Source organism: Modestobacter sp. VKM Ac-2977 (assembly GCF_026968045.1).
Lineage (GTDB): Bacteria > Actinomycetota > Actinomycetes > Mycobacteriales > Geodermatophilaceae > Modestobacter.
Window position 1 is genome coordinate 955990 of sequence record NZ_JAPVBQ010000002.1, and the last position, 25726, is coordinate 981715.

At 75.0% G+C, this 25726-nt stretch carries 27 protein-coding genes; 17 read left to right on the plus strand and 10 right to left on the minus strand.

What is annotated here, in order from left to right:
* The first annotated feature begins 186 nt into the window (after positions 1–186).
* The 7 genes from O2V63_RS12085 (at position 187) to O2V63_RS12115 (ending at position 7239) form a co-directional block, all read left to right on the plus strand.
* Positions 187–1797: a Stk1 family PASTA domain-containing Ser/Thr kinase gene (locus tag O2V63_RS12085; RefSeq protein WP_269167770.1), complete on the plus strand. Its 1611-nt coding sequence runs from the start codon at positions 187–189 to the stop codon at positions 1795–1797.
* A gap of 87 nt (positions 1798–1884) precedes the next feature.
* The gene (locus O2V63_RS12090; protein ID WP_269167771.1) at positions 1885–3429 is read left to right on the plus strand and encodes a protein kinase domain-containing protein; all 1545 of its coding nucleotides are present in this window, start codon (positions 1885–1887) and stop codon (positions 3427–3429) included.
* Positions 3430–3470: 41 nt separating this feature from the next.
* A complete protein-coding gene (locus O2V63_RS12095) occupies positions 3471–4364 on the plus strand; it encodes a glucose 1-dehydrogenase (protein WP_269167772.1) in 894 nt (297 codons plus the stop codon).
* 105 nt (positions 4365–4469) lie between these two features.
* Entirely contained in the window at positions 4470–5258 is a 789-nt protein-coding gene (locus tag O2V63_RS12100; RefSeq protein WP_269167773.1) for a glycoside hydrolase family 15 protein, read from the plus strand.
* 149 nt (positions 5259–5407) lie between these two features.
* The gene (locus O2V63_RS12105) at positions 5408–6031 is read left to right on the plus strand and encodes an antibiotic biosynthesis monooxygenase (RefSeq protein WP_269167774.1); all 624 of its coding nucleotides are present in this window, start codon (positions 5408–5410) and stop codon (positions 6029–6031) included.
* 128 nt (positions 6032–6159) lie between these two features.
* Positions 6160–6591, plus strand: a complete 432-nt coding sequence (locus O2V63_RS12110) for a hypothetical protein (protein WP_269167775.1) — start codon at positions 6160–6162, stop codon at positions 6589–6591.
* A gap of 60 nt (positions 6592–6651) precedes the next feature.
* Complete coding sequence (locus O2V63_RS12115) at positions 6652–7239, plus strand: helix-turn-helix domain-containing protein (RefSeq protein ID WP_269167776.1); 588 nt, start codon at positions 6652–6654, stop codon at positions 7237–7239.
* Positions 7240–7303: 64 nt separating this feature from the next.
* Here O2V63_RS12115 and O2V63_RS12120 read toward each other — a convergent pair whose 3' ends face one another.
* Positions 7304–7762, minus strand: coding sequence for a hypothetical protein (locus O2V63_RS12120; protein ID WP_269167777.1), 459 nt, complete (start codon positions 7760–7762; stop codon positions 7304–7306).
* A gap of 221 nt (positions 7763–7983) precedes the next feature.
* Between O2V63_RS12120 and O2V63_RS12125 the strand changes: the two genes are divergently transcribed.
* The gene (locus O2V63_RS12125; RefSeq protein ID WP_269167778.1) at positions 7984–8841 is read left to right on the plus strand and encodes a formate/nitrite transporter family protein; all 858 of its coding nucleotides are present in this window, start codon (positions 7984–7986) and stop codon (positions 8839–8841) included.
* A 92-nt stretch (positions 8842–8933) separates the two neighbouring features.
* Here O2V63_RS12125 and O2V63_RS12130 read toward each other — a convergent pair whose 3' ends face one another.
* Complete coding sequence (locus O2V63_RS12130) at positions 8934–9161, minus strand: hypothetical protein (protein WP_269167779.1); 228 nt, start codon at positions 9159–9161, stop codon at positions 8934–8936.
* A 99-nt stretch (positions 9162–9260) separates the two neighbouring features.
* Between O2V63_RS12130 and O2V63_RS12135 the strand changes: the two genes are divergently transcribed.
* The 4 genes from O2V63_RS12135 to O2V63_RS12150 all read left to right on the plus strand — a co-directional run bounded on the left by O2V63_RS12135 (position 9261) and on the right by O2V63_RS12150 (position 12306).
* The gene (locus tag O2V63_RS12135; RefSeq protein WP_269167780.1) at positions 9261–10301 is read left to right on the plus strand and encodes a glutathione S-transferase family protein; all 1041 of its coding nucleotides are present in this window, start codon (positions 9261–9263) and stop codon (positions 10299–10301) included.
* Positions 10302–10383: 82 nt separating this feature from the next.
* Positions 10384–10704 (plus strand): EthD family reductase, encoded by a 321-nt coding sequence (locus O2V63_RS12140; RefSeq protein ID WP_269167781.1) that lies wholly within the window; start codon positions 10384–10386, stop codon positions 10702–10704.
* 10 nt (positions 10705–10714) lie between these two features.
* Positions 10715–11479 (plus strand): DUF6308 family protein, encoded by a 765-nt coding sequence (locus O2V63_RS12145; protein WP_269167782.1) that lies wholly within the window; start codon positions 10715–10717, stop codon positions 11477–11479.
* Between the two features lie 203 nt (positions 11480–11682).
* The gene (locus O2V63_RS12150) at positions 11683–12306 is read left to right on the plus strand and encodes a hypothetical protein (protein ID WP_269167783.1); all 624 of its coding nucleotides are present in this window, start codon (positions 11683–11685) and stop codon (positions 12304–12306) included.
* A 22-nt stretch (positions 12307–12328) separates the two neighbouring features.
* Here O2V63_RS12150 and O2V63_RS12155 read toward each other — a convergent pair whose 3' ends face one another.
* From O2V63_RS12155 to O2V63_RS12165, 3 genes are read right to left on the minus strand one after another with little or no spacing between them, the layout of a single operon-like run.
* On the minus strand, positions 12329–12937 hold the full coding sequence (locus O2V63_RS12155; RefSeq protein WP_269167784.1) for a GNAT family N-acetyltransferase: 609 nt from the start codon (positions 12935–12937) through the stop codon (positions 12329–12331).
* Positions 12934–13995, minus strand: a complete 1062-nt coding sequence (locus O2V63_RS12160; protein WP_269167785.1) for an acyl-CoA dehydrogenase family protein — start codon at positions 13993–13995, stop codon at positions 12934–12936. Before O2V63_RS12160 ends, O2V63_RS12155 begins: the two co-directional genes overlap by 4 nt.
* Positions 13992–15155, minus strand: coding sequence for an acyl-CoA dehydrogenase family protein (locus O2V63_RS12165; RefSeq protein WP_269167786.1), 1164 nt, complete (start codon positions 15153–15155; stop codon positions 13992–13994). The genes O2V63_RS12160 and O2V63_RS12165 overlap by 4 nt, the downstream gene beginning before the upstream one ends.
* A 101-nt stretch (positions 15156–15256) precedes the next feature.
* Here O2V63_RS12165 and O2V63_RS12170 point away from each other — a divergent pair, with 101 nt between their 5' ends.
* The 4 genes from O2V63_RS12170 (at position 15257) to O2V63_RS12185 (ending at position 17778) form a co-directional block, all read left to right on the plus strand.
* Complete coding sequence (locus tag O2V63_RS12170) at positions 15257–15682, plus strand: DUF1810 domain-containing protein (RefSeq protein WP_269167787.1); 426 nt, start codon at positions 15257–15259, stop codon at positions 15680–15682.
* 32 nt (positions 15683–15714) lie between these two features.
* Positions 15715–16284, plus strand: a complete 570-nt coding sequence (locus tag O2V63_RS12175) for a mycothiol transferase (protein ID WP_269167788.1) — start codon at positions 15715–15717, stop codon at positions 16282–16284.
* 95 nt (positions 16285–16379) lie between these two features.
* Positions 16380–17210, plus strand: a complete 831-nt coding sequence (locus O2V63_RS12180) for an alpha/beta fold hydrolase (RefSeq protein ID WP_269167789.1) — start codon at positions 16380–16382, stop codon at positions 17208–17210.
* Positions 17203–17778 (plus strand): TetR/AcrR family transcriptional regulator, encoded by a 576-nt coding sequence (locus tag O2V63_RS12185; protein WP_269167790.1) that lies wholly within the window; start codon positions 17203–17205, stop codon positions 17776–17778. The genes O2V63_RS12180 and O2V63_RS12185 overlap by 8 nt, the downstream gene beginning before the upstream one ends.
* 64 nt (positions 17779–17842) lie before the next feature.
* Here the strand turns inward: O2V63_RS12185 and O2V63_RS12190 are convergent, their stop codons facing one another.
* Positions 17843–18325, minus strand: a complete 483-nt coding sequence (locus O2V63_RS12190) for a GNAT family N-acetyltransferase (RefSeq protein ID WP_269167791.1) — start codon at positions 18323–18325, stop codon at positions 17843–17845.
* A gap of 21 nt (positions 18326–18346) precedes the next feature.
* A complete protein-coding gene (locus O2V63_RS12195) occupies positions 18347–19081 on the minus strand; it encodes an alanyl-tRNA editing protein (protein ID WP_269167792.1) in 735 nt (244 codons plus the stop codon).
* A gap of 87 nt (positions 19082–19168) precedes the next feature.
* Between O2V63_RS12195 and O2V63_RS12200 the strand changes: the two genes are divergently transcribed.
* Positions 19169–21550, plus strand: coding sequence for a HelD family protein (locus O2V63_RS12200; protein WP_269167793.1), 2382 nt, complete (start codon positions 19169–19171; stop codon positions 21548–21550).
* 14 nt (positions 21551–21564) lie between these two features.
* On the opposite strand, the gene O2V63_RS12205 is transcribed toward O2V63_RS12200, so the two are convergent.
* From O2V63_RS12205 to O2V63_RS12215, 3 genes are all read right to left on the minus strand, one after another.
* The gene (locus O2V63_RS12205; RefSeq protein WP_269167794.1) at positions 21565–22551 is read right to left on the minus strand and encodes an Acg family FMN-binding oxidoreductase; all 987 of its coding nucleotides are present in this window, start codon (positions 22549–22551) and stop codon (positions 21565–21567) included.
* Positions 22552–22633: 82 nt separating this feature from the next.
* Positions 22634–24925 (minus strand): SpoIIE family protein phosphatase, encoded by a 2292-nt coding sequence (locus O2V63_RS12210; protein WP_269167795.1) that lies wholly within the window; start codon positions 24923–24925, stop codon positions 22634–22636.
* The gene (locus O2V63_RS12215; protein WP_269167796.1) at positions 24922–25713 is read right to left on the minus strand and encodes an alpha/beta fold hydrolase; all 792 of its coding nucleotides are present in this window, start codon (positions 25711–25713) and stop codon (positions 24922–24924) included. The genes O2V63_RS12210 and O2V63_RS12215 overlap by 4 nt, the downstream gene beginning before the upstream one ends.
* Positions 25714–25726 lie beyond the last annotated feature (13 nt).

A 25726-nucleotide genomic window follows, 5' to 3' on the forward strand; every position in this document is an offset into this window, starting at 1 on the left:
GCCGGCCCGTGCCGCAGACCCCTGCTGTCGGTCGCGGCACTGCTGGAGCAGGCGCTGCCCTGGGCCGACCGCCGCCCCGCCGTCGTCGCTTGTGACCCCTGGCTGGGGCCCGGGTCGCCACAGCTGGCCCGACTTGGTGGGATGGGGTGTCCGGAGTGCCCGGGCAGCGCACCAGGGAGGAGCCACATGCACCCGGACGGTCAGCTCCTGGGCGGGCGCTACGAGCTCGCCTCGCTGATCGCCACCGGCGGCATGGGCCAGGTCTGGCAGGCCCGCGACACGTTGCTCGAGCGGGACGTCGCGGTGAAGGTGCTGCGCAGCGAGTTCACCGGCGACCCGACGTTCCTGGCCCGCTTCCGGGCCGAGGCCCAGCTCGCCGCCCGCCTGGTGCACCCGAACATCGCCACCCTCTTCGACTACGGCGAGGTCCCGCCCGCCGGCCCGCGCGACGAGCACCTCGCCTACCTGGTGATGGAGCTGGTGCGCGGTGAGTCGCTGTCGGCGCTGCTGCGCCGCGAGGGCCGTATGAGCCCCGAGCGCACCCTCGACGTGCTGCGGCAGAGCGCCGCCGGCCTGGCCGCCGCGCACGCCACCGGCGTCGTCCACCGGGACGTCAAGCCCGGCAACGTGCTGATCGGCGACGACGGCACCGTGAAGATCACCGACTTCGGAGTGGCCGTCTCCGGCTCCAGCGTGCCGCTCACCCAGACCGGCCAGGTCATCGGCACTCCGCACTACCTCTCCCCCGAGCAGGCCCAGGGCGACCGGGCCACCGCGGCCAGCGACGTCTACGCCCTCGGGGTCGTCGGCTACGAGTGCCTGGCCGGCCACCACGCCTTCGACGCGGAGAGCTCGGTGCAGGTCGCACTGATGCAGATCCGGGACACCGCCGCACCCCTGCCGGACGACGTCCCGGCCCCGGTGCGCCAGCTCATCGCGGCCGCGATGGTCAAGGACCCGGCCCAGCGCTTCCCGGACGGCGCCGCCTTCGGCACCGCGATCGACGACGTGCGCGCCGGGCGCCCCCTGCCGCAGGCCGACCGGACGACGGTGCTCCCCGCGGCCGGGGTCTCGGCACAGGCGCCGAACACGCGGGTCATGCCGGCCGTCGGCGGGGCCGCGGCGGCCGCCGGGGTGGGCGCCGCCGGGGCGGGCGCCGTCGGTGCCGGCGCCGCCGGACCGGGTCCCGAGCGGGAGCGGGAGGGCAGGCGCCGCCGACTGCTGCTGCCGCTCCTCGGCGCACTGATCGCGGCCGTCGTCGCCGTCGTCGTCGGGTTCCAGCTGCTCGGCGACGACGAGACGCCCGAGCCCACGACCACCCCGACGACGAGCACCGAGCAGACCGCCCCCACCACGACCGCCACCGAGGAGGCCACCCCCAGCGTGGAGCTGGTCGAGGTGGACGCCGCCGACTACATCGGCCGGCGGCTCTCCGACGTCGAGTCCGACCTGACCGGCCTCGGCCTGTCGGTCACCGCCGTCCCGCAGGAGACGGCCGATGCCACCGAGGGCGCGGTCCTCGCCGTCAGCCCGGACGGCGAGCTGGCCCAGGGCACCGCCGTCACCGTCACCTACGCCACCGCACCGCCCGCGCCCACCCGCAGCTCCACGCCGGCCCCGGTCACCACCCCGACCCAGCCGCCGACCGACACCGGCGACGAGGACGAGGCCGAGGAGGAGCCGGACGAGGACGAGGACGAGGGCGGCGGGAACGGGGACGAGGGGAACGGGGACGACGGCGGGGACGACGACGTCGGCGGTCAGGGTCGCGGGCGGGGCGGCTCCGGCAACGACTGAGCGCCCCGCTGGGGAAGCCGTCCCGCCCCCTGACCCTCACGTCCCAGGAGTCCCACACCGGCGCGGCCGAACGTGGAGGATGTGCCGGTGCACCCCAACGGTCAGCTCCTCGGGGGCCGCTACGAGCTGCAGACGCTGATCGCCTCCGGCGGCATGGGCCAGGTGTGGCGCGCCCGCGACACCGTGCTCGGCCGGGACGTAGCGGTCAAGGTCCTGCGCCGCGAGTACACCGCCAACGCGACCTTCCTCGCCCGCTTCCGGGCCGAGGCGCAGCACTCCGCCGGCCTGGTGCACCCGCACATCGCCACCCTCTTCGACTACGGCGAGGTGCTGCCCGACGCCACCACCGGCGGCGAGCACCTCGCCTACCTGGTGATGGAGCTGGTCCGCGGCGAGTCGCTGGCGGCGCTGTTGCGCCGCGAGCCGCGGCTGTCGCCGGACCGCACGCTGCAGGTGCTCCGGCAGTGCGCCGCCGGGCTGGCCGCCGCGCACGCCGCCGACGTCGTCCACCGGGACGTGAAGCCGGGCAACGTCCTGCTCGCCGACGACGGCGGGGTCAAGCTCACCGACTTCGGCGTCGCGGTGTCCGCCACCAGCGTGCCGCTGACCATCACCGGCGAGGTCGTCGGCACCGCCCACTACCTCTCCCCCGAGCAGGCCGCCGGCAACCGCGCCACCCCCGCCAGCGACGTCTACGCCCTCGGCCTGGTCGGCTACGAGTGCCTGGCCGGGCACCGCGGCTTCGACGGCGGGGACGCGGTGGAGGTCGCGCTCCGGCGGATCCGGGAGGCCCCGGCGCCGCTGCCCGACGACGTCCCGGCACCGGTGCGCCGGCTGATCGAGCGCGCCATCGCCAAGGACCCCGCCGAGCGGTTCGCCGACGGCGCGGCCTTCCGGGCCGCCATCGACGACGTCCTCGCCGGTCGGCCCGTCGGTGCGGCAGACGCCGAGCCACGGACGGCGGTGATGCCGGCCATCCGGACGGCGGAGATGCCTGCCGTCCGCACCCCGACCCCGCTGCCGCCCTTCCCGGCGACCCAGACCTACACGCTGCCCCCGGCCGACGAGGACGACGTCGACGAGCCCGAGCCGGAGAACCGTCGCCGCTGGCCGTTCCTGGTCGCCACCCTGCTCGCCTTCCTCGTCGCGATGGGGAGCACCTTCGGCCTGCTCCAGCTGGCCACCGGCCGCGAGGACCCCCCGGCCACGGCCCAGCCGACCCCGACCGTCGAGCCGACGCCGCCGAGCACCCCGGTGGTACAGCTGGTCTCGCTCTCCACGGCGGACTACGTGGGCCGGCCGGCGACCGACGTGCAGGCCGAGCTGGTCGAACGCGGTCTGGTCCCGACGCTGCGGCCACTGCAGACCGGCGACGTCCCCGACGGCTCGGTGATCGCGCTCGACCCGGTCGGTCAGGTGCTGCCGGGGGCCGCGGTGACCGTCACCCACGCGGTCGCCCCGCCGCCGCCACCACCACCGCCCCCTCCGCCGCCCGCCCCTGCACCGGCACCCGCACCCGAACCCGCGCCGACGGCCGAGCCGACCGAGGACGCCGAGCTGGACGAGGAGGACATCGAGGAGGCCGTCGAGCGCTGGCGGGAGCGCCGGCGCGACCGCGACCGCGACGACTGACCGGTGTGTGACGCCCCATCGGATCGGGCACGCCGGATGTCATGGCCGACCAGTTCACCTTCACCGACCCGACCACCCAGTACCGCACCGACGGGTTCCCCGAGCAGTCCCAGGACGCCCCGGGCCTGACCACGGACCTGCAGCCCGGCGCCGACCACGGTGAGCAGAGCTACCGGGGCACCGGCCGGCTCACCGGGCGTAAGGCCCTGGTCACCGGCGCCGACTCCGGCATCGGGCGCGCCGCCGCGATCGCCTTCGCGCGGGAGGGCGCCGACGTCGTCCTCAACTACCTGGCCAGCGAGCAGACCGACGCCGAGCAGGTGGCCGCACTGGTCGAGGAGGCCGGCCGCAAGGCCGTGCTCGCCCCCGCGGACATCTCCGACGAGACCGCCGCCCGCGCGCTGGTGCACACCGCGGTCGAGGAGCTCGGCGGGCTGGACATCATCGCCAACATCGCCGGCAAGCAGACCTACGTCGACGACCTCGCCGACCTCACCAGCGACCAGTTCGACGCCACCTTCAAGACCAACGTCTACGCGTTGTTCTGGATCGTCCAGGAGGCGCTGCCGCACCTGCCCGCCGGCGCCTCGATCATCAACACCAGCTCGATCCAGGCCTACCAGCCCTCCCCCGGCCTGGTCGACTACGCGACCACCAAGGCCGCGATCAACACGATGAGCAAGGCGCTGGCCCAGCAGCTGGCCCCCAAGGGCATCCGGGTCAACGTGGTGGCCCCGGGTCCGTTCTGGACGCCGCTGCAGGCCTCCGGCGGCCAGCCCACCGAGGCCCTCCCGGAGTTCGGGCAGGAGACGCCGATCGGCCGCGCCGGCCAGCCGGCGGAGCTCGGCCCGGCCTACGTCTTCCTCGCCTCGCCGGAGTCCGGCTACGTCTCCGGGGAGACCCTCAACGTCAACGGTGGGATGCCGACGCCGTGACGCCCGGGCACGACACCCGGCGCCGTCCCGCGCTGCACTGGGGCGCGGACGGCGCCGGCTCCGGGCCGGTCGACGAACGGGACGCCGACGGCGGAGTTCCGCGACGTGCCGGGCTGGCGCGGTGCCGCCCCCGTGGTCAGCGGCAACAACGCGGCCGGGCAGCTGCAGCTGGGCGTCTTCGGTGACCTCTTCAGCATCGTCGCGCTGTACGTGGAGCACGGGAACGTGCTGGACGCGCACACCGGCCGGCTGCTGGCCGGCGTCGCTGACCTGGCCTGCGACCGGTGGCGGAGCAAGGACCCGGGCATGTGGGAGCTGCCCGAGCACCGGCATTACACGACCTCGAAGCTGGGCTGCTGGATGGCGCTGACCAAGGCCGTGGAGCTGGCCGAGAACGGGCAGATCCCCGGCGACGACGCCCGCTGGCGCAGCGAGGCGGAGCACATCCGGGAGTGGGTCGAGCAGAACTGCTGGTCCGAGGAGCGCGGCGCCTACGTCTGGTACCCGGGCACCGACCAGCTGGACGCCTCGATCGTGCTGCACGCGATCAGCGGCTTCGACCGGGGCGAACGGATGAGCAGCACGCTGGACGCGCTGCGCGCCGAGCTGGGTGCCGGCCCGCACCTGTACCGCTTCACCGGCGCGGCCGAGGAGGAGGGCGTCTTCCTGGCCTGCTCGTTCTGGCTGGTCTCCGCGCTCACGCTGTGCGGCCGGGTCGAGGAGGCGCGCGGCCTGATGGACGAGCTGATGAGCACCCCCAACGACGTCGGGCTGCTGAGCGAGATGCTCGACCCGGCGACCGGCGACCTGCTCGGCAACCTGCCCCAGGCGCTGTCGCACCTGGCGCTGGTCAACGCCGCGATCACCGTCTCCGAGGCGTCCTCCCCCGACTGAGCAGCACCACGTGCGCGACGGGGTGCGGGGAGTGCGCACGCGCCGGGGCACGCCGAGGGCGGTGCACGAACCCCTCGACGGGCGCGGTGCGCGAGGACCCTCGACCTCGCGGCAGCGCCGTCCGGGCGCGGCCGGGGAGGAGGACGGAGATGCACGCCAGGACCACCACGGTGCGCGGCGACCCGCAGGCCGTCGACGAGGGCATCGAGTACGTCCGCGACGCCGTCTGGCCGATGCTGCGCGGCATGAGCGGCTGCGTGGGCATGTCGCTGCTCGCCGACCGGGACGCCGGCCGCTGCATCGTCACCGCCGCCTGGGCCACCCACGAGGCGATGCGGGCCAGCGCGGTCGCCGTCGGTGAGCTCCGCGACCGGGCCGCCGAGGTGATGCGGGCCGAGGAGATGGACGTCGCCGAGTGGGACATCGCCGTGCTGCACCGGGAGCACCCGGCCGGTGACGGCGCCTGGACCCGGGTCGTCTGGACCGACGGCGACCCGGCGCAGCTCATCGGCATGATCGACGCCTTCCGGATGAGCCTGCTGCCACGGATGAGCGACCTGCCCGGCTTCTGCAGCGTCAGCCTGCTGGTCGACCGGGACACCGGTGGCGCGTCGGCCGCGATCACCTACGCCGGCCGGGCCGAGCTGGAGCAGTCGCGGGAGATGGGCTCGGCGATTCGCGAGGACTTCGCCGCGGCGACGGGCATGCGGATCGTCGAGGTCGCCGAGTTCGAGCTGGCCGTGGCGCACCTGCGGGTACCGGAGATGGCCTGACCGGCTGAGCTGGTGCCGCCTACCACCGACGGCACCAGCCCGGCCGCGTCCGGAGCGCCCGGCTGTGGGCGGCGGAGCCGCCTGTGGACGACGGGCCGCCGGCGCCCCGGGGCTGCCACGGTCGACCCGTGACCACGACGCCGCTCGCCCAGCTCCCCGTCCGCTCCGCCACCGAGCTCACCCGGCGCTGGCACACCGTGCTCGCCCCGCCGGTCTTCGGTGCGCGCAGCCTCTGGCTGGCCTGGTTCGACGCCGCCGGGCTGATGCTGCCGGTGCTCATGCCGGTCGACGACCTCCCCCGCCGGCCCCGGCACGAGAGCCTGGCCGGTCTGCTGGCGCTGCACGATGCGGTCACCGAGCACAGCGACTGCGCCGACGGCCACCTGGCGCTCGCGCTGTGCCGGCCCGGCCGGTCGCTGGTCACCGCGGGCGACGACGAATGGGCCGAGGCGCTGCGGGAGGACCTGGACAGCGGGGTCGCCGGCAGCTGGAGCCTGCACCTGGCCGCCGGCGGCACGGTGTTCCCGCTGGTCGAACCGGCCCGCTGGGCCTGGCAGTGACCAGCTCCCGCGGGGGCGGAACTTGACAAACACCGTTGCTAGACCAGCAAACTGGTCGGCATGAGCGACGACGTCGATGCGGTGGTCCAGGCCGTCGGGCCCCGGCTGCGTGCGCTGCGCCAGCAGCGGGACACCACGCTGACCCAGCTGTCGGAGACCACCGGCATCTCGGTGAGCACGCTGTCCCGGCTGGAGTCCGGGCAGCGGCGGGCGACGCTGGAGCTGCTGCTCCCGCTCACCCGCGCGCTGCAGGTGCCGCTGGACCAGCTGCTCGACGAGCCGCCCTCGCCGGACCCCCGGGTGCAGCCGCGCCCGGTGCTGCGCAACGGCATGACCATGCTGCCGCTCACCCGCCGGCCCGGCGGGCTGCAGGCCTACAAGATGATCATGCCCCCGGGGCACCCCGCCGGCGGGGTGGAGCTCAAGACGCACGAGGGCTACGAGTGGCTCTACGTGCTCAACGGCCGCTTCGTGCTCTTCCTCGGCGACCAGCGACTGGAGCTCACCCCGGGCGAGGTGGTCGAGTTCGACACCCACGTGCCGCACGCACTGACCAACCCGGGGCCGGCCCCGGTCGAGCTGCTGGCCCTGTTCGGGCCGCAGGGCGAGCGGATGCACGTACGGGCCCGGCCGCGGGGTGGCGACTGACGAACGCCGGCGTCCGAGGTGGCCCGACCCGGCAGCCACCCGACCCGACAGCCACCCGACCCGACTACGACTCGACCGGTACGGCGAGGTTCGGCTCGACGATCTCCCAGCCCGCCTCGACCTCACCAGTGAAGTCGTCCGGCAGCAGCAGGGCCTCACCCTCCCGGCCCTGCGCGTCCCGGACGGCGATCCGGACTCCCCCCTGCGCGAAGTCGTCACCGCCGGCACACGAGGAGCCCGCCACCCAGTCCCCGCCCTCCACCGACCGGGGGACCACGACGAGGACGCACCATGGCTGGTCGGCCTGGCCCTGGGCGGCATAGACCAGTGCGCCGTCTGCGGCACCGATGTAGCGGACCTCGTCGAGCTGCGGATCCACATCGACGTACTCAGGAACGGCGTCCTCGTTCGTCGCCGGCCGGTCGAACGCGGCCAGTTCGGGTGCCGCGGACGTGCTGCACGCCGTGACCGCCAGCACCATCGCGGCGACACCGGCAGCCGTCCTCCTGGTCGCTGTCGCCATGGTCCGACCGTATCGAGACCGTCCGCTCGGCCGCCGACGACGCACTCAGGGGCACCCGGCACGGAGGACGGGCGTCAGGGCGGGCACCGGGGTCCACTCCACGGGGCCGGGCCGAGAGCCGCACCGGCTCACCGTGCGGGACCGGGCGCTGTCCGAGAGGCTGGTGCAGCCCCGAGCCTGAGACCACGGGCCGACCCGTTCGACTTCCCAGGAGGTACGCCTTGCCCGCTCGCGCACCCAAGGAGATCGCCCAGGTCGCCGCCGCGACCGGGGCGAAGAAGACCCGCCGCACCTGGGACAAGGTGCTGGTCAGCGCCTTCCTGGCCGGCGCCTACATCGCCTTCGGCGGCCTCGTCGCCATCGTCGTCTCCTCCGGCCTCGACCCGGAGACCTGGGGGACGCTGCCGACGCTGTTCACCGGCGCCACCTTCACCCTCGGCCTGGTGCTCGTGCTCGTCGCCGGCTCCGACCTGGCCACCGGCAACATGGCGCTGGTCCCGCTGGGGGCCATGCGCGGCAAGATCGGCGTCGGTGACGTCGCCAAGAACCTGTCCCTGGTGCTGCTCGGCAACCTGGCCGGCGCGCTGTTCGTGGCCTTCTTCCTGGCCGTGCAGACCGGCGTGATCGGGGACGCCAGCGCCACCGGTACCGGTGGGCTCACCTACGAGCGGCTGGCCTCGATCTCCGAGGGCAAGGCGCTGGGCGAGACGGCCTGGCAGACGTTCCTCCGCGCGGTCGGCTGCAACTGGCTGGTCTGCCTCGCGGTCTGGATGTCGCTGGCGGCGACGACCGTCTCGGGCAAGATCCTGGCGATCTTCTTCCCGATCATGGCCTTCGTGGCGATGGGCTTCGACCACGTCATCGCCAACATGTTCTTCCTCCCGGCGGCGATCTTCGCCGGCGTCCCGGACCTGGGCTGGGACGACGCAGCGCTCAACTGGCTGCTGGCCGGCGCCGGCAACCTGGTCGGCGCGGTGGTCTTCGTGTCCACGTCCTACTGGTACCTGTTCCTGAAGGACGAGCCCGAGGACGAGCCCGAGGAGTCCGAGGCGACCGCCCCGCCGGCGGAACGCGGCTGACCCCTCCACGAACGACGACGGCGGCGCCCCACCCCGGTGGGACGCCGCCGTTGCCGGTCCAGGAGCCGATCACCCCGCGGCCGGGCCGCCGATCAGTCGGCGGCGGTGTCCTGACCGGCGTCCTGCTGCTTGCGGAACCGCAGGGACTCCACCAGCACGTAGCTGAACACGACGGTCCACGCGACGCTCAGGAAGGCCTCGCCCCACTCTCCGTCGACCAGCCGCAGCACGATCGCGACGAGGTTGTAGGCCACCGCCACGCCCGCCAGCAGCTGCACTCCCCGGTTGCCGAACCAGGGCGGGCGGAAGGGGGCGGCCATGTCCAGAGGCTAGCCGGACCCGGGACCACGAGGCCGTGGATCGGCCGGCGCCGCGCGCCACACGCTGCGGCGGAGCGTCCGGTCGGCGAGGCTGGAGGGGTGAGCACCTCCAAGAGCGGCAGCGGTTACGTCGAAAAGGGCCAGGACTACCAGCGGGACCAGAACTACATCACCGACCGGATCACCGCCGACGGCGACAGCCGGTGGCCGGTGGAGGCCGGCCGGTACCGGCTGGTCATCGCCCGGGCCTGCCCGTGGGCCAACCGAGCGGCGATCGTCCGGCGGCTGCTCGGCCTGGAGCAGGCCATCTCCATGGGCATCTGCGGGCCCACCCACGACGAGCGCAGTTGGACCTTCGACCTCGACCCCGACGGTCGCGACGCGGTGCTGGGGTACGAGCGGCTGCAGCAGGCGTTCTTCGCCCGCGACCCGGAGTACCCGCGCGGCATCACGGTGCCGGCGATGGTCGACATCCCGACCGGGGCCGTGGTCACCAACGACTTCAGGCAGATGACGCTGGACTTCTCCAGCGAGTGGACCGCGTTCCACCGCGAGGGCGCCCCCGACCTCTACCCCGAGCACCTGCGGGCGGAGATGGACGAGGTGATCGAGCGGATCTTCACCGAGGTCAACAACGGCGTCTACCGCTGCGGCTTCGCCGGCTCCCAGCGCGCCTACGACCAGGCCTACGAGCGGCTGTGGACGGCGATGGACTGGCTGGAGGAGCGGCTGTCCACCCGCCGGTTCCTGATGGGCGAGACGATCACCGAGGCCGACGTGCGGCTGTTCACCACGCTGGCCCGGTTCGACGCCGTCTACCACGGCCACTTCAAGGCCAACCGGAACAAGCTGACCGAGCTGCCGGCGCTGTGGGGCTACGCCCGCGACCTGTTCCAGACCCCGGGCTTCGGTGACACCACCGACTTCCCGCAGATCAAGGAGCACTACTACGTGGTGCACGCCGACATCAACCCGACCCAGATCATCCCGATGGGCCCGGACACGTCGGTCTGGCTGACCCCGCACGGCCGTGAGGAGCTGGGCGGCCGCCCGTTCGGCGACGGCACCCCGCCCGGGCCGCCGATCGAGGGCGAGGTCATCCCGCCCGAGCACGGCCCCGGCGGCATCGGCCACCGCTGAGCGCGCCGCAGCCCGGGAGCCCTGGTTGGCTGACCACGGCGTCCCGGGCAGCGGAGCCCGCGGACCGAGGAGAGGTGGCGCAGTGGTGCACAGACTGATCGTCCAGTACGGCCAGCCGACCGACCCGGCGGAGTTCGACCAGCACTACCGGGACGTGCACGTCGGCCTGGCGCAGGCCATCCCCGGGCTCCTCCGGTTCACCGTCGGGCACCCGCGGTCGATGGACCCCGTCGCGCCCGGCCCGTACCTGATCGCCGAGCTGGACTTCGAGTCCGCCGACGCGATGGGGGCCGGCATGGGCTCCGAGGCCGGCCGCGCCGCCGGTGCCGACGTGGCCACCTTCGCCACCGGTGGGGCGTCCATGTCCAGCTTCGACCTGGACGACGTCAGCCCGGCCGGCTGACCTCCGCACCGTGCTGACCGGCCGGCCGGACCTCGCACTGCCCAGCGCCGGGCCCGACCCGCTGCCGTGGGGCACCGCGCTGGCCGCCGTCCTCGGGTACGCCCGGGGACGCCGGCCGCTGCGGTACCACTCCCCCAACGAGCGGGGCGGCCGGTGGGTGCAGGTACCGGCCTTCGGCTACGCGCGCTTCGACGCCCGGCCGGTGCCCGCCGGCGCACTGGGCGACGAGGACGTGCTGGTGGCCGAGGGGCTGCACGGCCGGCTGGACCCCGACGCCTGGTCCGCGGTCCGCGCTGCCCTCGACGCGGCCGGGCCCGTGGCCGCCGCCCTCGCCGCGCGTGCGTCCGGACGGGCCTTCTGGGAGCTGCCGGACGACGAGCTGTCGGTGCTCGGTGAACCGGGCACCGTCGGCGCCGCCCTGCGCGGTCTCGGTGAGCTGCCCGAACCGCAGCGGCGGCACGTGGCGGCTGCGCTGCACCACCGCCGTCCCGACCTGGTGCCGTTGCTGCACCGCGCCACCTGGCTGCAGACGGTGCCGCACCTGCACGAGGGCGACAGCGGGACGGCGGCGGTCGTGCACCGCGAGCTTCGCGCCAACGAGGCCGCCTTCACGACGCTGGAGCGGGCGGCGGCCGAGCTGCTCGGCGCCCCGCTGACCCGACTGCGGCTGCACGACCTGCTGGTCTGGCTCAGCGGCACGTTGCGGCTGGCCACGGCGGTGGCGCTGGGCGAGGCGGCCGAGGAGTGGCGCCGGTCGCCCAGCGCGACCCGCTGAGCGACCGGCGGCTCGGACCAGCCGGGCGAGACTCCTCGCCCCCCCCGGGGAGCAGAGGGTGCGCCGTCGTTCAGCGGGCCGTGACGCAACGCCGGGTCCCGTGACCGCGGCCCGCTCCCCCGCTGACCTCGGCCCAGGGACACGAGCACAGTTCGCTGCACGGCGGCGTCGCCGGGGCGGCGCCGGAGGCGAGGAGGCAGCCCATGTACGCACGGACCACCACCCTCCGTGGCAACCCGCGTGCCCTCGACGACGCGATCGACTTCGTCCGGGGCGAGTGGCTCCCGACGACGACCGGCCTCCCGGGCTGCACCGGGCTGTCGATGCTCGTCGGCCGCCGCACCGGTCGCTGCATCGTCACCAGCGGCTGGGCGGACGAGCAGTCGATGCTCGGCAGCGCCGAGGGCATGCGACGTGACCGCGCGCGCCTCGGGCAGGTGCTCGGGGCGGTGCCGGTGGTGGCCCAGTGGGAGGTCGCCGTCCTGCACCGGGTGCAGCCCACCGGCCCGGACGCGTGCTGCCGGCTCGTGTGGAGCTCACGCCCGGCCCCGGAGGCGCTCGACGACGACGTCGGCACGTTCCGGATGGCCCTGCTGCCCCGGATCGAGGAGCTCACCGGCTTCTGCAGCGCCAGCCTGATGATCGACCGGGTCTCCGGCGGCACCGTGCTGGCCGTCGCCTACGCCGACCGGGAGGCGATGCTCGTCGCCGGTCAGCGCGCCGACGCGCTGCGCACGGAGTACGCCCGGGCGATGGGCGGCCGGATCACCGAGGTCGCCGAGTTCGACCTGGTCGTCGCCCACCTCCGCATCCCCGAGACCGTGTAGTCGACGGCGGGACGAGCGCTGGTCAGGTGGTCGGGCGGGCGAGGAAGACCGCGCCCGACACCGACGGGACGGCGACCTCGGTGAAGCCGAGCCGGGCGTAGAACCCGAGGGCGCGGGCGTTGGCCGGGTCCACGCCCAGGTGCACACCGGGCGCCCCCGCCGCAGCGACCGCGGCGCAGAACGCATCGATCAGCGCCCGGCCCCAGCCGGCGCCCTGCGCCTCGGGCAGCAGGTCGACGTGCAGGTGCGCCGGGTACGCCGCGAGCTGGGGCACGAGCATCCGCTCCGGCCGGTGCAGCAGCGACACCATCCGCTCCTCCGCCGTGCGCGGCGGCTCGGGCGGCGCCGGGTACTGGTCGGCCAGCCGGGGCAGCCACTGCGCCCGCCAGGCCCGCACGAAGCCGGCCGTGTCCGCGGTGCCCAGCACGTAGCCGACCGCCCGCCCGCCGTCGTCCAGCACGAACGCCCGGTCCGGCTCGAGGTCGACGTACGGGCCGGCGAACAAGTCGGGCATCAGGTCGTCGGTCGACCACCGGCCCCGGGCGTCACCGCCGGCGTCGGCGGTGCGCACGCAGACGTCGTAGACCGCCGCCCGGTCCGTGCGGCGGTACGGCCGGATGCGCAGGCTCACACGACCCTGGTGAGTGCCGGCCAGAGCGCGTCGGGGCCGTCGGCGAGCAGCCCGGCGCCGAGCACCCGGGCCCACGCCGCCTCGGTGCCGGCCTCGTCCCGCCACGACCAGCAGCGCCGGGTGAGGTGGTGCAGCCGGTGCTCCTGGGTGAAGCCGATCGCGCCGTGCACCTGGTGGGCCAGCCGGGCGACCACCTCGACCGCGGCCCCGGCCCGCACCTTCGCCGCCGCGGCCGCCACCACCAGCGACTCCCCGCGCTCGACCGCCTGCACCGCGGCGTCGACCAGCGCCGCCACCGCGGTCACCTCGCCGGCCATCTCGGCCAGCTCCATCTGGATCGCCTGGAACTTGCCCAGCGGCCGGCCGAACTGCTGCCGCTCGCCGGCGTACTGGACGGTCCAGGCCAGCACCTGCTGCAGCGCCGCGGACAGCTGGACCGCCCGGGCCAGCGCGTAGCGGGCCCGCAGCTGCTCGGCCTGCGCGTCGGTCAGCAGCGCCCCGGCCGCGGTCACCCCCTGCAGCACGAAGGAACCGCGCGGCTCCCCGGCCAGGTTCGCCGCGTGCGTGGTCTCCCGCCCGGCGACGTCGACCAGTGCGAGCACCGGCCCCACCGCGCTGGTCGCCAGCACGGCGAGGTGCTGCGCGACCCCGGCCCAGGCGACGTCGGTCGCGGTGCCGGTGAGTGTCCAGCTGCCCGGGCCGTCGCCGTCGTCCCGGGGCTCGGCGGTGACCGCGCCGTCCACCGCGACGGAGAGCGGCTCCTCGGGTGCCGGCAGGCCGAGGCCGGCGGCCAGGACGGCGGGGGCGGCGACCAGCAGCTGCTCGGCCACCGGCACCGCCGCGGCCCCGGCGGCCAGCGCCCCCACGATCGCCACCGCGTCGGCCAGCTCGCCGCCGGAACCACCGGCCTCCTCGGGCAGTCCCACGCCGGTCAGCCCGGCCGCGGCGAGTGCGGACCACAGCCCGGCGTCCCACGACCGCTCGGCGGTGAGCGCGAACGGCTCGTGCTTCGTCAGGATGTCCCGGACGGTCTCGACGACCAGGTCCACGTCGCTCATCGGAGCCCCAGCCCCCTCGCCACGATCCCGCGCAGGATCTCGTTGGTGCCGCCGCGCAGCGTGTAGCCCGGCGCGTGCAGCTGTGCCTCGGCCAGGGCCCGGCCGAGCGGGTCGGGTGAGTCCAGCGACGCCGGCACGTCGACGACCCGGCGGACCTCGTCGATCACGTCGGCCTCGAACGTCGTCCCCACGTCCTTGACCAGGGCGGCCGGGATGTCCGGCAGCTCGCCGCGGTCCAACGCCCCGGCGATGCGGAGCGACAGCTGACGCAGGGCGAGCAGCCGGGACGACAGCCGGCCCAGGGCGGCCAGCTGGGCCGGGTCCTGGCCCTCGGCCGTGCGCCGGGCGAACTCGGCGATCAGCGGGTAGGTGGACAGGAACCGTTCCGGCCCGGATCGCTCGAACGCCAGCTCCGCGGTCACCTGGTGCCAGCCCGCGCCCTCCTCGCCCAACAGCATGTCGCCGGGGATGACCACGTCCTCGAACACGACCTCGTTGAAGTGGTGGCCGCCGTCCAGGATCCGGATCGGGTTGACGGTGATGCCGGGCAGCGACAGGTCGACCAGCAGCTGCGAGAGCCCCGCGTGCCGGTTGGCCGGGTCGGCCGGTGAGGTGCGCACCAGGGTGATCGCGTAGTGCGAGGTGTGCGCGTTCGACGTCCAGACCTTGGCGCCGTTGACCACCCAGTCGCCGTCGCCGTTGCGGGTGGCCCGGGTGCGGATCGAGGCGAGGTCCGAGCCGCTGTCCGGCTCGCTCATCCCGATCACGAAGTAGCACTCCCCCGCCGCGATCCGCGGCAGGATCTCCTGCCGCTGGGCCTCGGTGCCGTAGCGCAGCAGGTTCGGGCCGGACTGCCGGTCGGCGATCCAGTGCGCCGCGACCGGGGCGCCGGCGGCCAGCAGCTCCTCGGTGACCGCGTAGCGCTCCATCGCCGTCCGCTCGTGCCCGCCGTACTGCTTCGGCCAGGTCATGCCGAGCCAGCCGCGCTCGCCGAGCTTGCGGGAGAACGCCGGGTCGACGCCGGACAGCCAGGTGTCCACGTGCGTGCTGAAGCTCCCGGCGGCCAGTTCGGCGGCGAGGAACTCGCGCACCTCGGCCCGCACCTCCTCGGCGGCGGCCGATCGCGGCGCGGGCGCCAGCGTCAACGAGTTGCTGCCCATGCAGTGCTCCCCACGTCGGTGTGGCGCCCGGTCTCGCTGGGTCCGGTGTCGGTTCTACCGGCTGCCGTGTGCCCCGGCCCACTGGGGGGCAGGGTGGCCGGGTGACCGATCCCTCCTCCCTCTCCCGGTGCGTCGACGCGCAGGACTCCGGCGGCACCTACGACCAGGCGCTGTCCGAGCTGCGCGCCGGGCGCAAGACCAGCCACTGGATGTGGTTCGTCCTCCCCCAGCTCGCCGGCCTCGGCGGCAGTGCGATGGCCCAGCGGTACGCGATCAGCGGGCTGGAGGAAGCCCGCGCGTACCTGGCCCACCCGGTGCTCGGTCCCCGGCTGCGCGAGTGCGCGCGAGCGCTCACCGACCTGGAGACCGGCGACCCGGTCGCCGTCCTCGGGTCGATCGACGCGCAGAAGCTGCGCTCGTCGATGACGCTGTTCGCCCGGGCCGCGCCGGACGAGCCGCTCTTCGGCCAGGTCCTGGAGCAGTACTTCGCCGGCGCGGAGGACCCGGCGACGACGTCGCGGCTGTAGGTCTTGTCCGCACCGGGTCCTACGGTGCCGCCATGAGCGACGACACCCCCTGGGAACCGCCCTTCGCCGGCACCGAGACCGAGCACCTGCTCGGCGCCCTCGACCGGCTGCGCACCACCTTCCGGTGGAAGGCAGCCGACCTGGACGCCGCCGGGCTGCAGACCCGGATCGGTACCTCTGCCCTCACCCTCGGCGGCCTGCTCAAGCACCTGGCGCTGGTGGAGGACGACTGCTCCACCGGCCGGCTGAGCGGCGCGCCGATCGGTGAGCCGTGGGAGTCGGAGTGGGGCGGCGGCGACTGGGCCTTCACCTCCGCCGCGGACGACTCCCCCGAGCGGCTCTACGCGCTGTGGGACGACGCCGTCGCGCGGTCCCGCGCCCGGTGGGACGCCGCCGTCGCGGGCGGGACGGACCAGCCGGCCCACCTGACCGGCCCGGACGGCGAGCACGCCGTTCTCCGCCGGCTGCTGTGCGACCTGATCGAGGAGTACGGCCGGCACACCGGGCACGCCGACCTGCTCCGCGAGACCGTCGACGGCCTGGTCGGCGAGGACCCGCCACCCGGCTGGCGCCCGCAGGTCGGCCGCCGCCCGGTCGGCTGAGCGGGCGCCCGCACCCCGTCGGGGTCCACCCCTTGACCACGGTTGGCTAATGGCGTTAGGTTAGAGCTAATGCACTTAGCCAACTGGAGGACGACATGACCGAGCACCTGACCGTCGACGGCGGCACGATCGCGTACGAGGTGACCGGCGCCGGCCCGCTCGTCGTGCTGGCCCACGGCATGGGAGACAGCCGGGCTGCGTACCGCTTCCTGACGCCGTCCCTGGTCGCGGCCGGCCACCGGGTCGCCGCGATGGACCTGCGTGGCTCCGGCGAGTCCAGCGTGGGCTGGGCGTCCTACACGCGGACGGACATCGCCGGTGACCTCATCGCCCTGGTGGAGCACCTGGGCGGCCCGGCCGTGCTGGTCGGTCACTCCATCTCCGGCGGCGCCGTCACGATCGCCGCAGCGACGGCCCCCTCCCAGGTCACCGCGGTGGTCGAGCTGGCGCCGTTCACCCGCAAGCAGTCCGTCGCGCTCGGCGACCTGCGGAGCGCCCGCTTCCGGCGCGGCATGCGCCACCTGCTCGGCACCGCCCTGCTCGGCAGCACGGGGCAGTGGCGGGAGTACCTGGCGGTCGCCTACCCCGGGCCGAAGCCGGCGGACTGGGACGCCCGCCTCGACCAGATCGAGGCGATGCTGCGGGAGCCGGGCCGGATGAAGGCCCTGCAGGGGATGGGCAGGACGGCGCCCACGGACGCCGGTGCGCAGCTGGGCAACGTCCGCTGCCCGGTGCTGGTCGTGCAGGGCACGCTGGACCCCGACTGGGCCTCCCCGCAGGCCGAGGGCGAGGCGATCGTGGCCGCCCTGCCGCCCGGACTGGGGCGGCTGGCGATGGTCGACGGCGCCGGGCACTACCCGCACGTCCAGTTCCCCGACCAGGTCAGTGCACTGGTGCTCCCGTTCCTGGACTCCGTCCGTGCCTAGGGCCGGTCTCGACCGGGCCGCGGTCGTCGCGGCCGGCGCCGCGCTCGCCGACGAGGTCGGCTCCACGGGCCTGACCATGGGCGGACTGGCCGAGCGGCTGGGCGTCCGGTCGCCGTCGCTGTACAAGCACGTCGCCAGCCAGGACGACCTGACCCGCGGGATCGCCGCGCTCGCCCTCGCCGAGGCAGCCGCCGCCGTCGGCACCGCCACGCAGGGTCGCGCCGGCCGGGACGCGCTCGCCGCCGCCGCCCACGCGTTCCGCGACTTCGTGCTCACCCACCCGGGCCGGTACGCGGCCACCATCGGCGTCGAGCCGGCCGGTCCGAACGACCCGATCGCCGTCGCGGGGCTCGGGTTGCTCGACTCGTTCACCGCGGTACTCCGGTCCTACGCCGTCGAGCCCGCGGAGGTGGACCACGCGCTCCGCGCGCTGCGCAGCTTCCTCCACGGTTTCGCCACCCTGCAGTCGGCGAACGCCTTCCAGTGGTCCGCCGACGTCGACGAGAGCTTCGAGTGGCTGATCGCCCTCCTCGACCGCGGCCTGCGGAGCACCTCCTCGACGCAGTAGGCCGGACGTCGGAACCGGCTCCCCGATCGGAGGAACGGGGGACGACTCCTGCTGACCGCAGTCCTCATCCGTCGTGCACCAGCCAGACCAGCTCTCCTGCGTCATCCACCGTGGTGTGGTCCCGGGCGAAGCCGAGCTTCGCCAGCACTCGGAAGGACGGCTCGTTCCACGACCGTACGGTCGCCCAGATCCGGGTCCGGCCGGTCGCGAACGCCGCGGCCAGCACCGCGCGGGCGGCCTCGGTCGCGTATCCGTGAGCGCGCGCCGAGGGCAGCAGCTCGTAGGCCAGCTCGGGCTCCCCCAGCGACCCACGGCCGACGACGAGGCCGCAGTAGCCCAGCGCTGCGTCGTCCGACCGACGACGCACCGCCAGCACGCCGATGCCCGACGTCGCGATCGTCTCGGTCATCGCCGCGATCCGCTCCACCGCGTCGGACCGGGTGAAGACGCCCGTCCCGCGGGCGTTCAGCAGTTCGGTGAACCACCCGGCGTCCGCCGGCTCCTCCGGGGTCAGCACCAGCCGCTCTGTCTCGATTCGCAGCACCATCGGCTCCCACGCCACGGTGGCTCAGACGATCCGGAGGCGGAGGCGGCGGAAGCCGCGGCCCTTGTTCTCCACCTTCACCACCTCGACCCGGCCCACCATCGCCGTGGACGCCACGTGGGTGCCGCCGTCGGCCTGGGTGTCCAGCCCGACGATGTCCACGATCCGCACCACCTCCAGCTCCGGCGGCACCAGGTTGGTGGCGGTCCGGATGATGTCCGGGATCGCGAACGCCTCCTCCCGGGGCAGCTCGCGGACCTCGATCCGGCGGTCGGCAGCCAGCTCGGCGTTCACCGACGCGGCGACCCGCTCCTTGAAGTCGGCCGGCACCTCGGCGAGGTCGAAGTCCATCCGGGCGGTCAGCGGCTCCATGGTGCCGCCGGTGACCAGTGCACCGAAGTCCCGGAACACGACGCCGGTGAGCACGTGCAGCCCGGAGTGGGTGCGCATCAGCGCGGTCCGGCGCTCGTCGTCCAGCGCGCCGCGGACCGCCGTCCCGACCGGTGGCAACGGGTCACCCTCCTCGGGCACGAGGTACAGCTCGTCGCCGCGGCGGGTACCGGCGATCCGGGTGCGCACCCCGCCCCACAGCAGCACACCCTGGTCCGGGGGCTGACCGCCGCCGCCGGGGTAGAAGGCGGAGCGGTCCAGCACGATCCCCTGGTCGGGGTCAGCGGCGACCACCGTGGCGTCCCACTCCCGCACCGTGGCGTCGGCGAGGTCGAGGCGGTGCGTGTGCCCGTGGTGTGCAGTGGCCATGCCTGCGATCCTGCCCCGGCCGCGGCCGGCACGGACCAGTCCACCGGCAGTCCATTCCGCCCGGGAACGAGCCGGGTGCCCGTACGGTTGCCAGTCGCCACGGAGCACCGCCGTACGCACACCCCCGAGGAGCAGCGCCCGTTGTCCAGCTCGCCCCCTGACGCCGCCCCGGATCCCGCCCTCGCCGCCGAGCAGACCGCCGTCACCGACCTCTACCGCCGGCTCGATGCCGCCCGCGAGCTCGCCGTGACCCGCTTCCGGCAGGCGCTGGCGAGCCCGGTGATCAACCCGCAGTCCCTCGGTGAGCGGGAGGCCGCCGCGCGCTTCCACTCGCAGCGGATCACCGCCCTCGACGCTGCCGACCACGGGCTGGTGATCGGCCGACTGGACCGCGAGGAGCAGCCGCAGCCGCTCTACATCGGCCGGGTCGGGCTGCCCGCCGACGACCCCGCGGGCGACCCGGCCCTCGTCGACTGGCGCGCGCCGGCGTCCCGGCCGTTCTACACCGCGACCCCGTTCCGGCCCGAGGGCGTGGTGCGCCGCCGGCACATCCGCACCCGCACCCGCAGGGTCACCGCGGTCAACGACGAGGTGCTCACCGTGCGCCCCGAGGAGACCGACGGCCCGCCGCTGACCGGCGAGGCCGCGCTGATGGCCGCGCTCACCGCCCAGCGCACCGGCCGGATGGCCGACATCGTGGCCACCATCCAGGCCGAGCAGGACGCGATCATCCGCAGCGACGCCCGCGGGGTGCTGGTCGTGCAGGGCGGCCCGGGCACCGGGAAGACCGCGGTCGCCCTGCACCGCGCCGCCTACCTGCTGTACACCCACCGCGACCGGCTGGCCCGCAGCGGCCTGCTCGTCGTCGGCCCCACGCCGACCTTCCTGCGCTACATCGCCGACGTGCTGCCCGCGCTCGGGGAGACCGGGGTGCTGCTCGCCGGGCTCGGCCAGCTGCGCCCCGGGCTGGACGCCCGCGGCGCGGAGAGCCAGCAGGTGGCCGAGGTGAAGGGCCGGCTGGCGATGGTCGACGTGCTCAAGACCGCCGTCCGCGACCGGGAGACGGTGCCCCGCGGCGTCCGCGAACTGCGCATCGACGGGGTGTCGATCAAGCTGCGCTCGGTCGACCTCACCCGCTGCCGCACCGCCGGCCGGCGCGCGTCCCGGCTGCACAACCTGGGCCGGCCGGCCTTCCGCCGCGCCCTGGTCGACCTGGTGGCCCAGCGCTACGCCGACCGGATCGGCGCCGACGTGCGCGGCGGCGGCAGCCTGCTGGACTCCCGGGACCTGGACGCGCTGCGCTCGGAGATCGCCGGGGAGACCGCCGTCCGGGCGCTGGTCGACGAGATGTGGCCGGTGCTCACCGCCGAGCAGCTGCTCGGCGACCTGCTCTCCTCCTCCGAGCGCATCGCGCGGGCCACGAAGGGCTGGACGGACGAGGACCGCGCCCTCCTGGCCCGGCCGGCCGGCACGCCGTGGACCCCGGCCGACGTCCCGCTGCTGGAGGAGGCCGACGAGCTGCTCGGGTACGACGACAGCGCCGACCGGGCCCGCGAGGCCCGCCGCCGCCGGCAGGCCCGGGACGAGGCGCAGGAGACCCTCGACCTGCTGTACGGCTCGCGCTCCACCGACCTCGACGACGACGAGGACGGCGAGGAGCTGACCGCCGGCGACCTGCTGGACGCCGAGATGCTCGCCGACCGCGAGGCCGAGGTGGACGTCCGGTCGGCCGCCGAGCGGGCCGCGACCGACCGCACCTGGACCTTCGGGCACGTGGTCGTCGACGAGGCGCAGGAGCTGTCGGCGATGACCTGGCGGCTGCTGGCTCGCAAGTGCCCCACCCGGTCGATGACCGTCGTCGGCGACCTGGCCCAGACCGGCAGTCTGGCCGGCGCCACCGACTGGGGCGCGGTCCTCGCCCCGCACGCCACTGCGCAGTGGCGGCTCGCCCAGTTGACGGTGAACTACCGGACCCCGGCCGAGGTCATGGCCGTCGCCGCCGACGTGCTGGCCGCCGGTGGGGCCGGCACCACCGCGCCCCGGTCCGTGCGGAGCACCGGGGTGCCGCCGACGGCCGAGCAGGTGAGCGAGGCGACGCTGCTCCCCCGGGTCGCCGACGTGACCGCCGAGCTGGCCGCCGCCGGGGGCACCGTCGCGGTGATCGTGCCGCCGAGCCGGGTCGACGACGTCGTCGACTGCCTCCGCGCGGGCTGGCCGGCGGTCTCCAGCGGCCCGGCCGCAGACTCCTCCGCCGGGCCGGTCGTCCTGGTGCCCGCGGACGCCAAGGGCCTGGAGTTCGACTCGGTGCTGCTGGTCGACCCGGCCGCGGTGCTGGCCGAGGGCGTGCGCGGGCACAGCGACCTCTACGTGGCGCTCACCCGGCCCACCCAGCGGCTGGCCGTGCTGCACCCCGGCGAGCTCCCCCGCGAACTGGACCGCCTCACCGAGCCCCAGCCGGTCGAGGCATAGGGCCCCAGCCGGGGTCAGCTGACCCGGAGGACCTCGGCCACCGGGCGTCGGCCGCTGGTCACCTGCGCGCCGGACGGCCGGCCCAGCCGCAGCATCATCTGCGGGTGGCCGACCAGGTCCAGCCGGGCGGTCAGCCGGTTCCGGGCCCAGGCCTGGTCCAGCGCCTGGGTCAGCGGTGAGGCGGTCAGCCCGGCGTCGGTGATCGACAGCAGCAGCCGGCCCAGCGCCATGCCGGCCGACACCCAGGCCCGCCGGTCGTCGGCAGCGGTGCCCAGCAGGACGACGGAGGGGTGCTCGACCGGCGGCGGCGGGTCGTCGTCGGCCGGCGTCACGGGGGTGGGGTGCGGCGCGCTGCCGCCGGCGAAGTCGCGGACGGCGAAGTTCGTGGCGCGGCCCTCCGTGGGCAGGGCCGCGACCGGCACCCCGTCGAGTGCGTCCGGGTCGGTCCGCAGCCACGCCTGCAGCTCGGCCAGGTACGCCGGGTCGTGCTGTTCCAGCTGCTCGCCCTGGTCGAGCAGGACGGCGACCGCCGTCTCCTCCTCCATCCGGCTGATCGGCTTGAGCCAGACGCCGTCCCGGCCCGTCTCGGCCTGCAGCCGGTCGACCAGGCCGGCCGGCAGCGGCTCGGGCAGGAACGGCGCACGGTCGGTGTGCCGGGCCCCGATCGCCGCGGCCGCCCGCACGTCGGTGGCGTCGGGCTCGCCCCGTCCGGTCACGCGCACGGTCGCCAGGTGCTCCGGGTCGGCCGGGTCGGGCAGCACGTCGACCTCGACGGTGGAGCCGGACCCCCGCAGGGCCACCACCGCGAAGTGCACGGCCACTCCGCAGCTGAGCACCTGCTGACGGCCCGTGGGGTCGATCGCGGGCAGGCCCCGGGTGGTGTCGCGCCGCACCTCCAGCCGGTCGCCGGAGGCGGTGAACGCCCAGGGCTGGGTGTTGTGGATCGACGGTGCCCGCACCGCCTGCTCCACCACCTGGGTCCACTGCGCCTGGTCCAGCATGTCCGCCTCCTGTCGTCCTCGGGGTTCCTCTCCTCCAGCCTGCACGCCGACCGTGCGGTGCGCAGGAGGCGAACGTCCCGGGTCAGGCGTCGCGGGTGAGCGCCAGCAGCGCGATGTCGTCGGCGCGGTGCGCTCCGGCCAGCTCGGCCAGCAGCCGGTCGCAGAGCTCGTCGGCGCCCACGGTCGCCCAGCGCTCGGCCGCCGCCTGCAGCCGGGCCAACCCGGAGTCCAGGTCGTCGGTGCGGCTCTCCACCAGGCCGTCGGTGAACAGCAGCAGCGTCGCGCCCGCCGGCACCACCCCGCTCCACTCGACGGCCGGCGACGGCGGTGCGCCCAACATCCGGCTGGGCGCCACCGGCAGGTACTCGGCGCGGCCGTCGACGATCAGCAGCGGCGGCGGGTGGCCGGCCGAGGCGACGTGCAGCAACCCGGTGGGCAGGTCCAGGGTGGCGAAGAGCGCCGTGGCCATCCGCTGCAGCCCGAGCAGCGGCCAGCTGGCCTGCAGCCGGTCGATGACCGCGGACGGCGCAGGCGCCTCCACCAGCAGCGCCCGGTAGACGCTGCGCAGCTGGCCCATCGTCGCCGCCGCGGTGATGTCGTGACCCACCACGTCGCCGACGGCGATCGCCACGTGGTCGCCGGGCAGTGTCGCGACGTCGTAGAAGTCCCCGCCGATCTCCACCCCGGAGGTGGCGGCCAGGTAGCGGACGGCGACGGTCATCCCCGGCACCGCGGGCGGGTGCGGCGGCAACAGGGTGGCCTGCAGGGTGTGCGAGGTCCGCGTCTCCAGCTCGTACCGCTGGGCCTTGGCGAGCACCAGCGACACCTGGTGCGCCAGCTGCTCGACCACCTCGACGTCGGCGGCGGTGAACGGCCCGCGGCGCCGGTCGGCGCTCAGGGTCAGCACGCCCAGCGACCGCCCCTCCGCCACCAGCGGCACGCTGACGATGCTGGCCAGCTCCAGTGCCCGCACGGCCGCCAGCTCCCGGGGATCGCGGACCACCGAGACCAGCCACGCGTCGTCGGGCGCGGAGAACCACTGGGTGCGCCCCTCGGCCAGCGCCCGCCGGGCGGGGAAGGGCAGCTCGCGGGCCGGTGGCGCCCACTCGAGCAGGTCGTCGACCAGGTGCTGGCGGGCCGGGTCCCCGTGCCGGGCGACCACCCGCCTGGCCCCGTGCTGGGTGACCAGGTCGAGCAGGCAGACGTCGGCCAGCCGCGGCACGGCCAGCTCCGACAGCCGGTCGACCGTCTCCCCCACCCCGGTCGCCGCGGCCATCTGCCGCGCGGCGTGCAGCAGGAAGGCCGAGCGCGCGGCCTGGCGGGTGGTCTCCTCGTGCAGCCGGGCCCGCTCCAGCGCCTGACCGGCCTGGCGGCCCAGCGTCCACAGCAGGTCGACGTCCCCGTCGGAGAGCACGCCGTCCCGGGGCTCGTCGAGGTCGATCAGGTCGTCGGCGGCCGAGCTGCCCAGTCCCAGCAGCAGGACGCCGAGCCGGCGGGTGTCGGCGGACACCGGGACGACGACGAGCGCGTGCAACCCCGCACTCTCCAGCGCGGCGGCCAGCTCGGGCCGCCGACCGTGCAGCCGCTCGTCGGGGACGACGACCCGCAGCCCCTCGGCCAGCTCCAGGGCGATCCGGCCGTCGGCCGCGGTGGCCAGCTGGTCCAGCAGCGCGGCCGGCAGCCCATCGCAGCAGGCCACGACCAGCTCCGATCGCCGCACAGCGCCGTCGGCGTCGCCGTCGGGGGCGACCGGACGGGGGACGACTCGCAGCAGCGCTGCTCCGCGGCTGCGCAGCGCCGACCGCGCCTGCTGGACGACGACACCGGCCACATCAGCGACCGACGTCGCGCCGGCCAGTTGCACGACGACCTGCTGCAGGGTCCGCGAACGGGCCTCGGAGAGCTCCGCGGCCCGGTGTGCCGTCAGGATCTCCCGCTCGTAGCGCCGGCGGGCGGTGGCCTCGAACAGCGTCGCGCGGACCAGCAGCGGCCGGCCCTCGGGGTCGCGCAGCTCCACCGCGTTCACCAGGCAGGGCAGCACCGAGCCGTCGTCCCGGACGACGTCCAGGGCGACCTCGCGGACCGCACCCTGCATCCGCAGCAGCGGGGCCAGGTGGGTGTCGTGGAAGACCTGGCCGCCGACGCTGAGCAGGTCGCGCAACCGGGTGCGCAACACCGACCCGGCGGGGCGGCCCAGCCAGCTGCACAGCGTCTGGTTGACCTTGACGATCGTCCCGTCCGGCAGCGTGGACAGGTAGCCGCAGGGTGCGTTCTCGTACAGGTCGGCCGGGTCGTCCTCGAGCAGCTGGTCCAGCCGCGCCCGGTCGCCGTCCCCGCCACGACGGTCTGAGCCGGCCGTGCGGGACGCCGTCACGACCAGGCCCGGATGGCGGCCGTGGTCTCCTCCGGTGCGCTCAGGTGCGGGCAGTGCCCGGTCGCGGACAGCTGCGTGAAGGTCGAGCCGGGGACGTGCTCGTGCACGTACCGCCCGGCCGTCTCGGGCGCGATCACGTCCTCCGAGCACTGCAGCACCAGGGTGGGCACGCCGACGCCGGGCAGGTCGGCCCGGTTGTCGGAGAGGAAGGAGACCCGGGCGAACTGCCGCGCCACGTCGGGGTCGGTGCGGCAGAAGCTGTTGGTCAGCTCGGCGGCCAGCTCAGGCCGGTCCGGGTTGCCCATGATCACCGGCGCCATCGCGGCCGACCAGCCCAGGTGGTTGGCGTCCAGGTTGTCCAGCAGGTCCTTGATCTGGGCCCGGGAGAAGCCCCCGACGTACTCGCCGTCGTCGACGTACCGGGCGCTGGGCCCGACCATCACCATCGCCCCGAACAGCTCGGGGGCCTGCGCGTACGCCAGCACCCCGATCATGGCGCTGACCGAGTGCCCGACGAACACCGCGTCGGTCAGCTCCAGGTCGCGCATGACCTCGACGACGTCCGCGGCGTACCCGCGCAGGCTGTTGTACTTCACCGGGTCGTAGGCCGAGAGGTCGGAGTGGCCGAACCCCACGTGGTCGAAGGTGACAGCCTGGTGGTCCACCTCGAAGTCGGGGGTGACGAACCGCCACATGTTCTGGTCACAGCCGTAGCCGTGCGCGAACACCATCGGCCGGCCACCGGGTCGGCCGCTCACACGGACGTCGTGCCGCGTGCGGACGCTCATGTGGACGAACCTA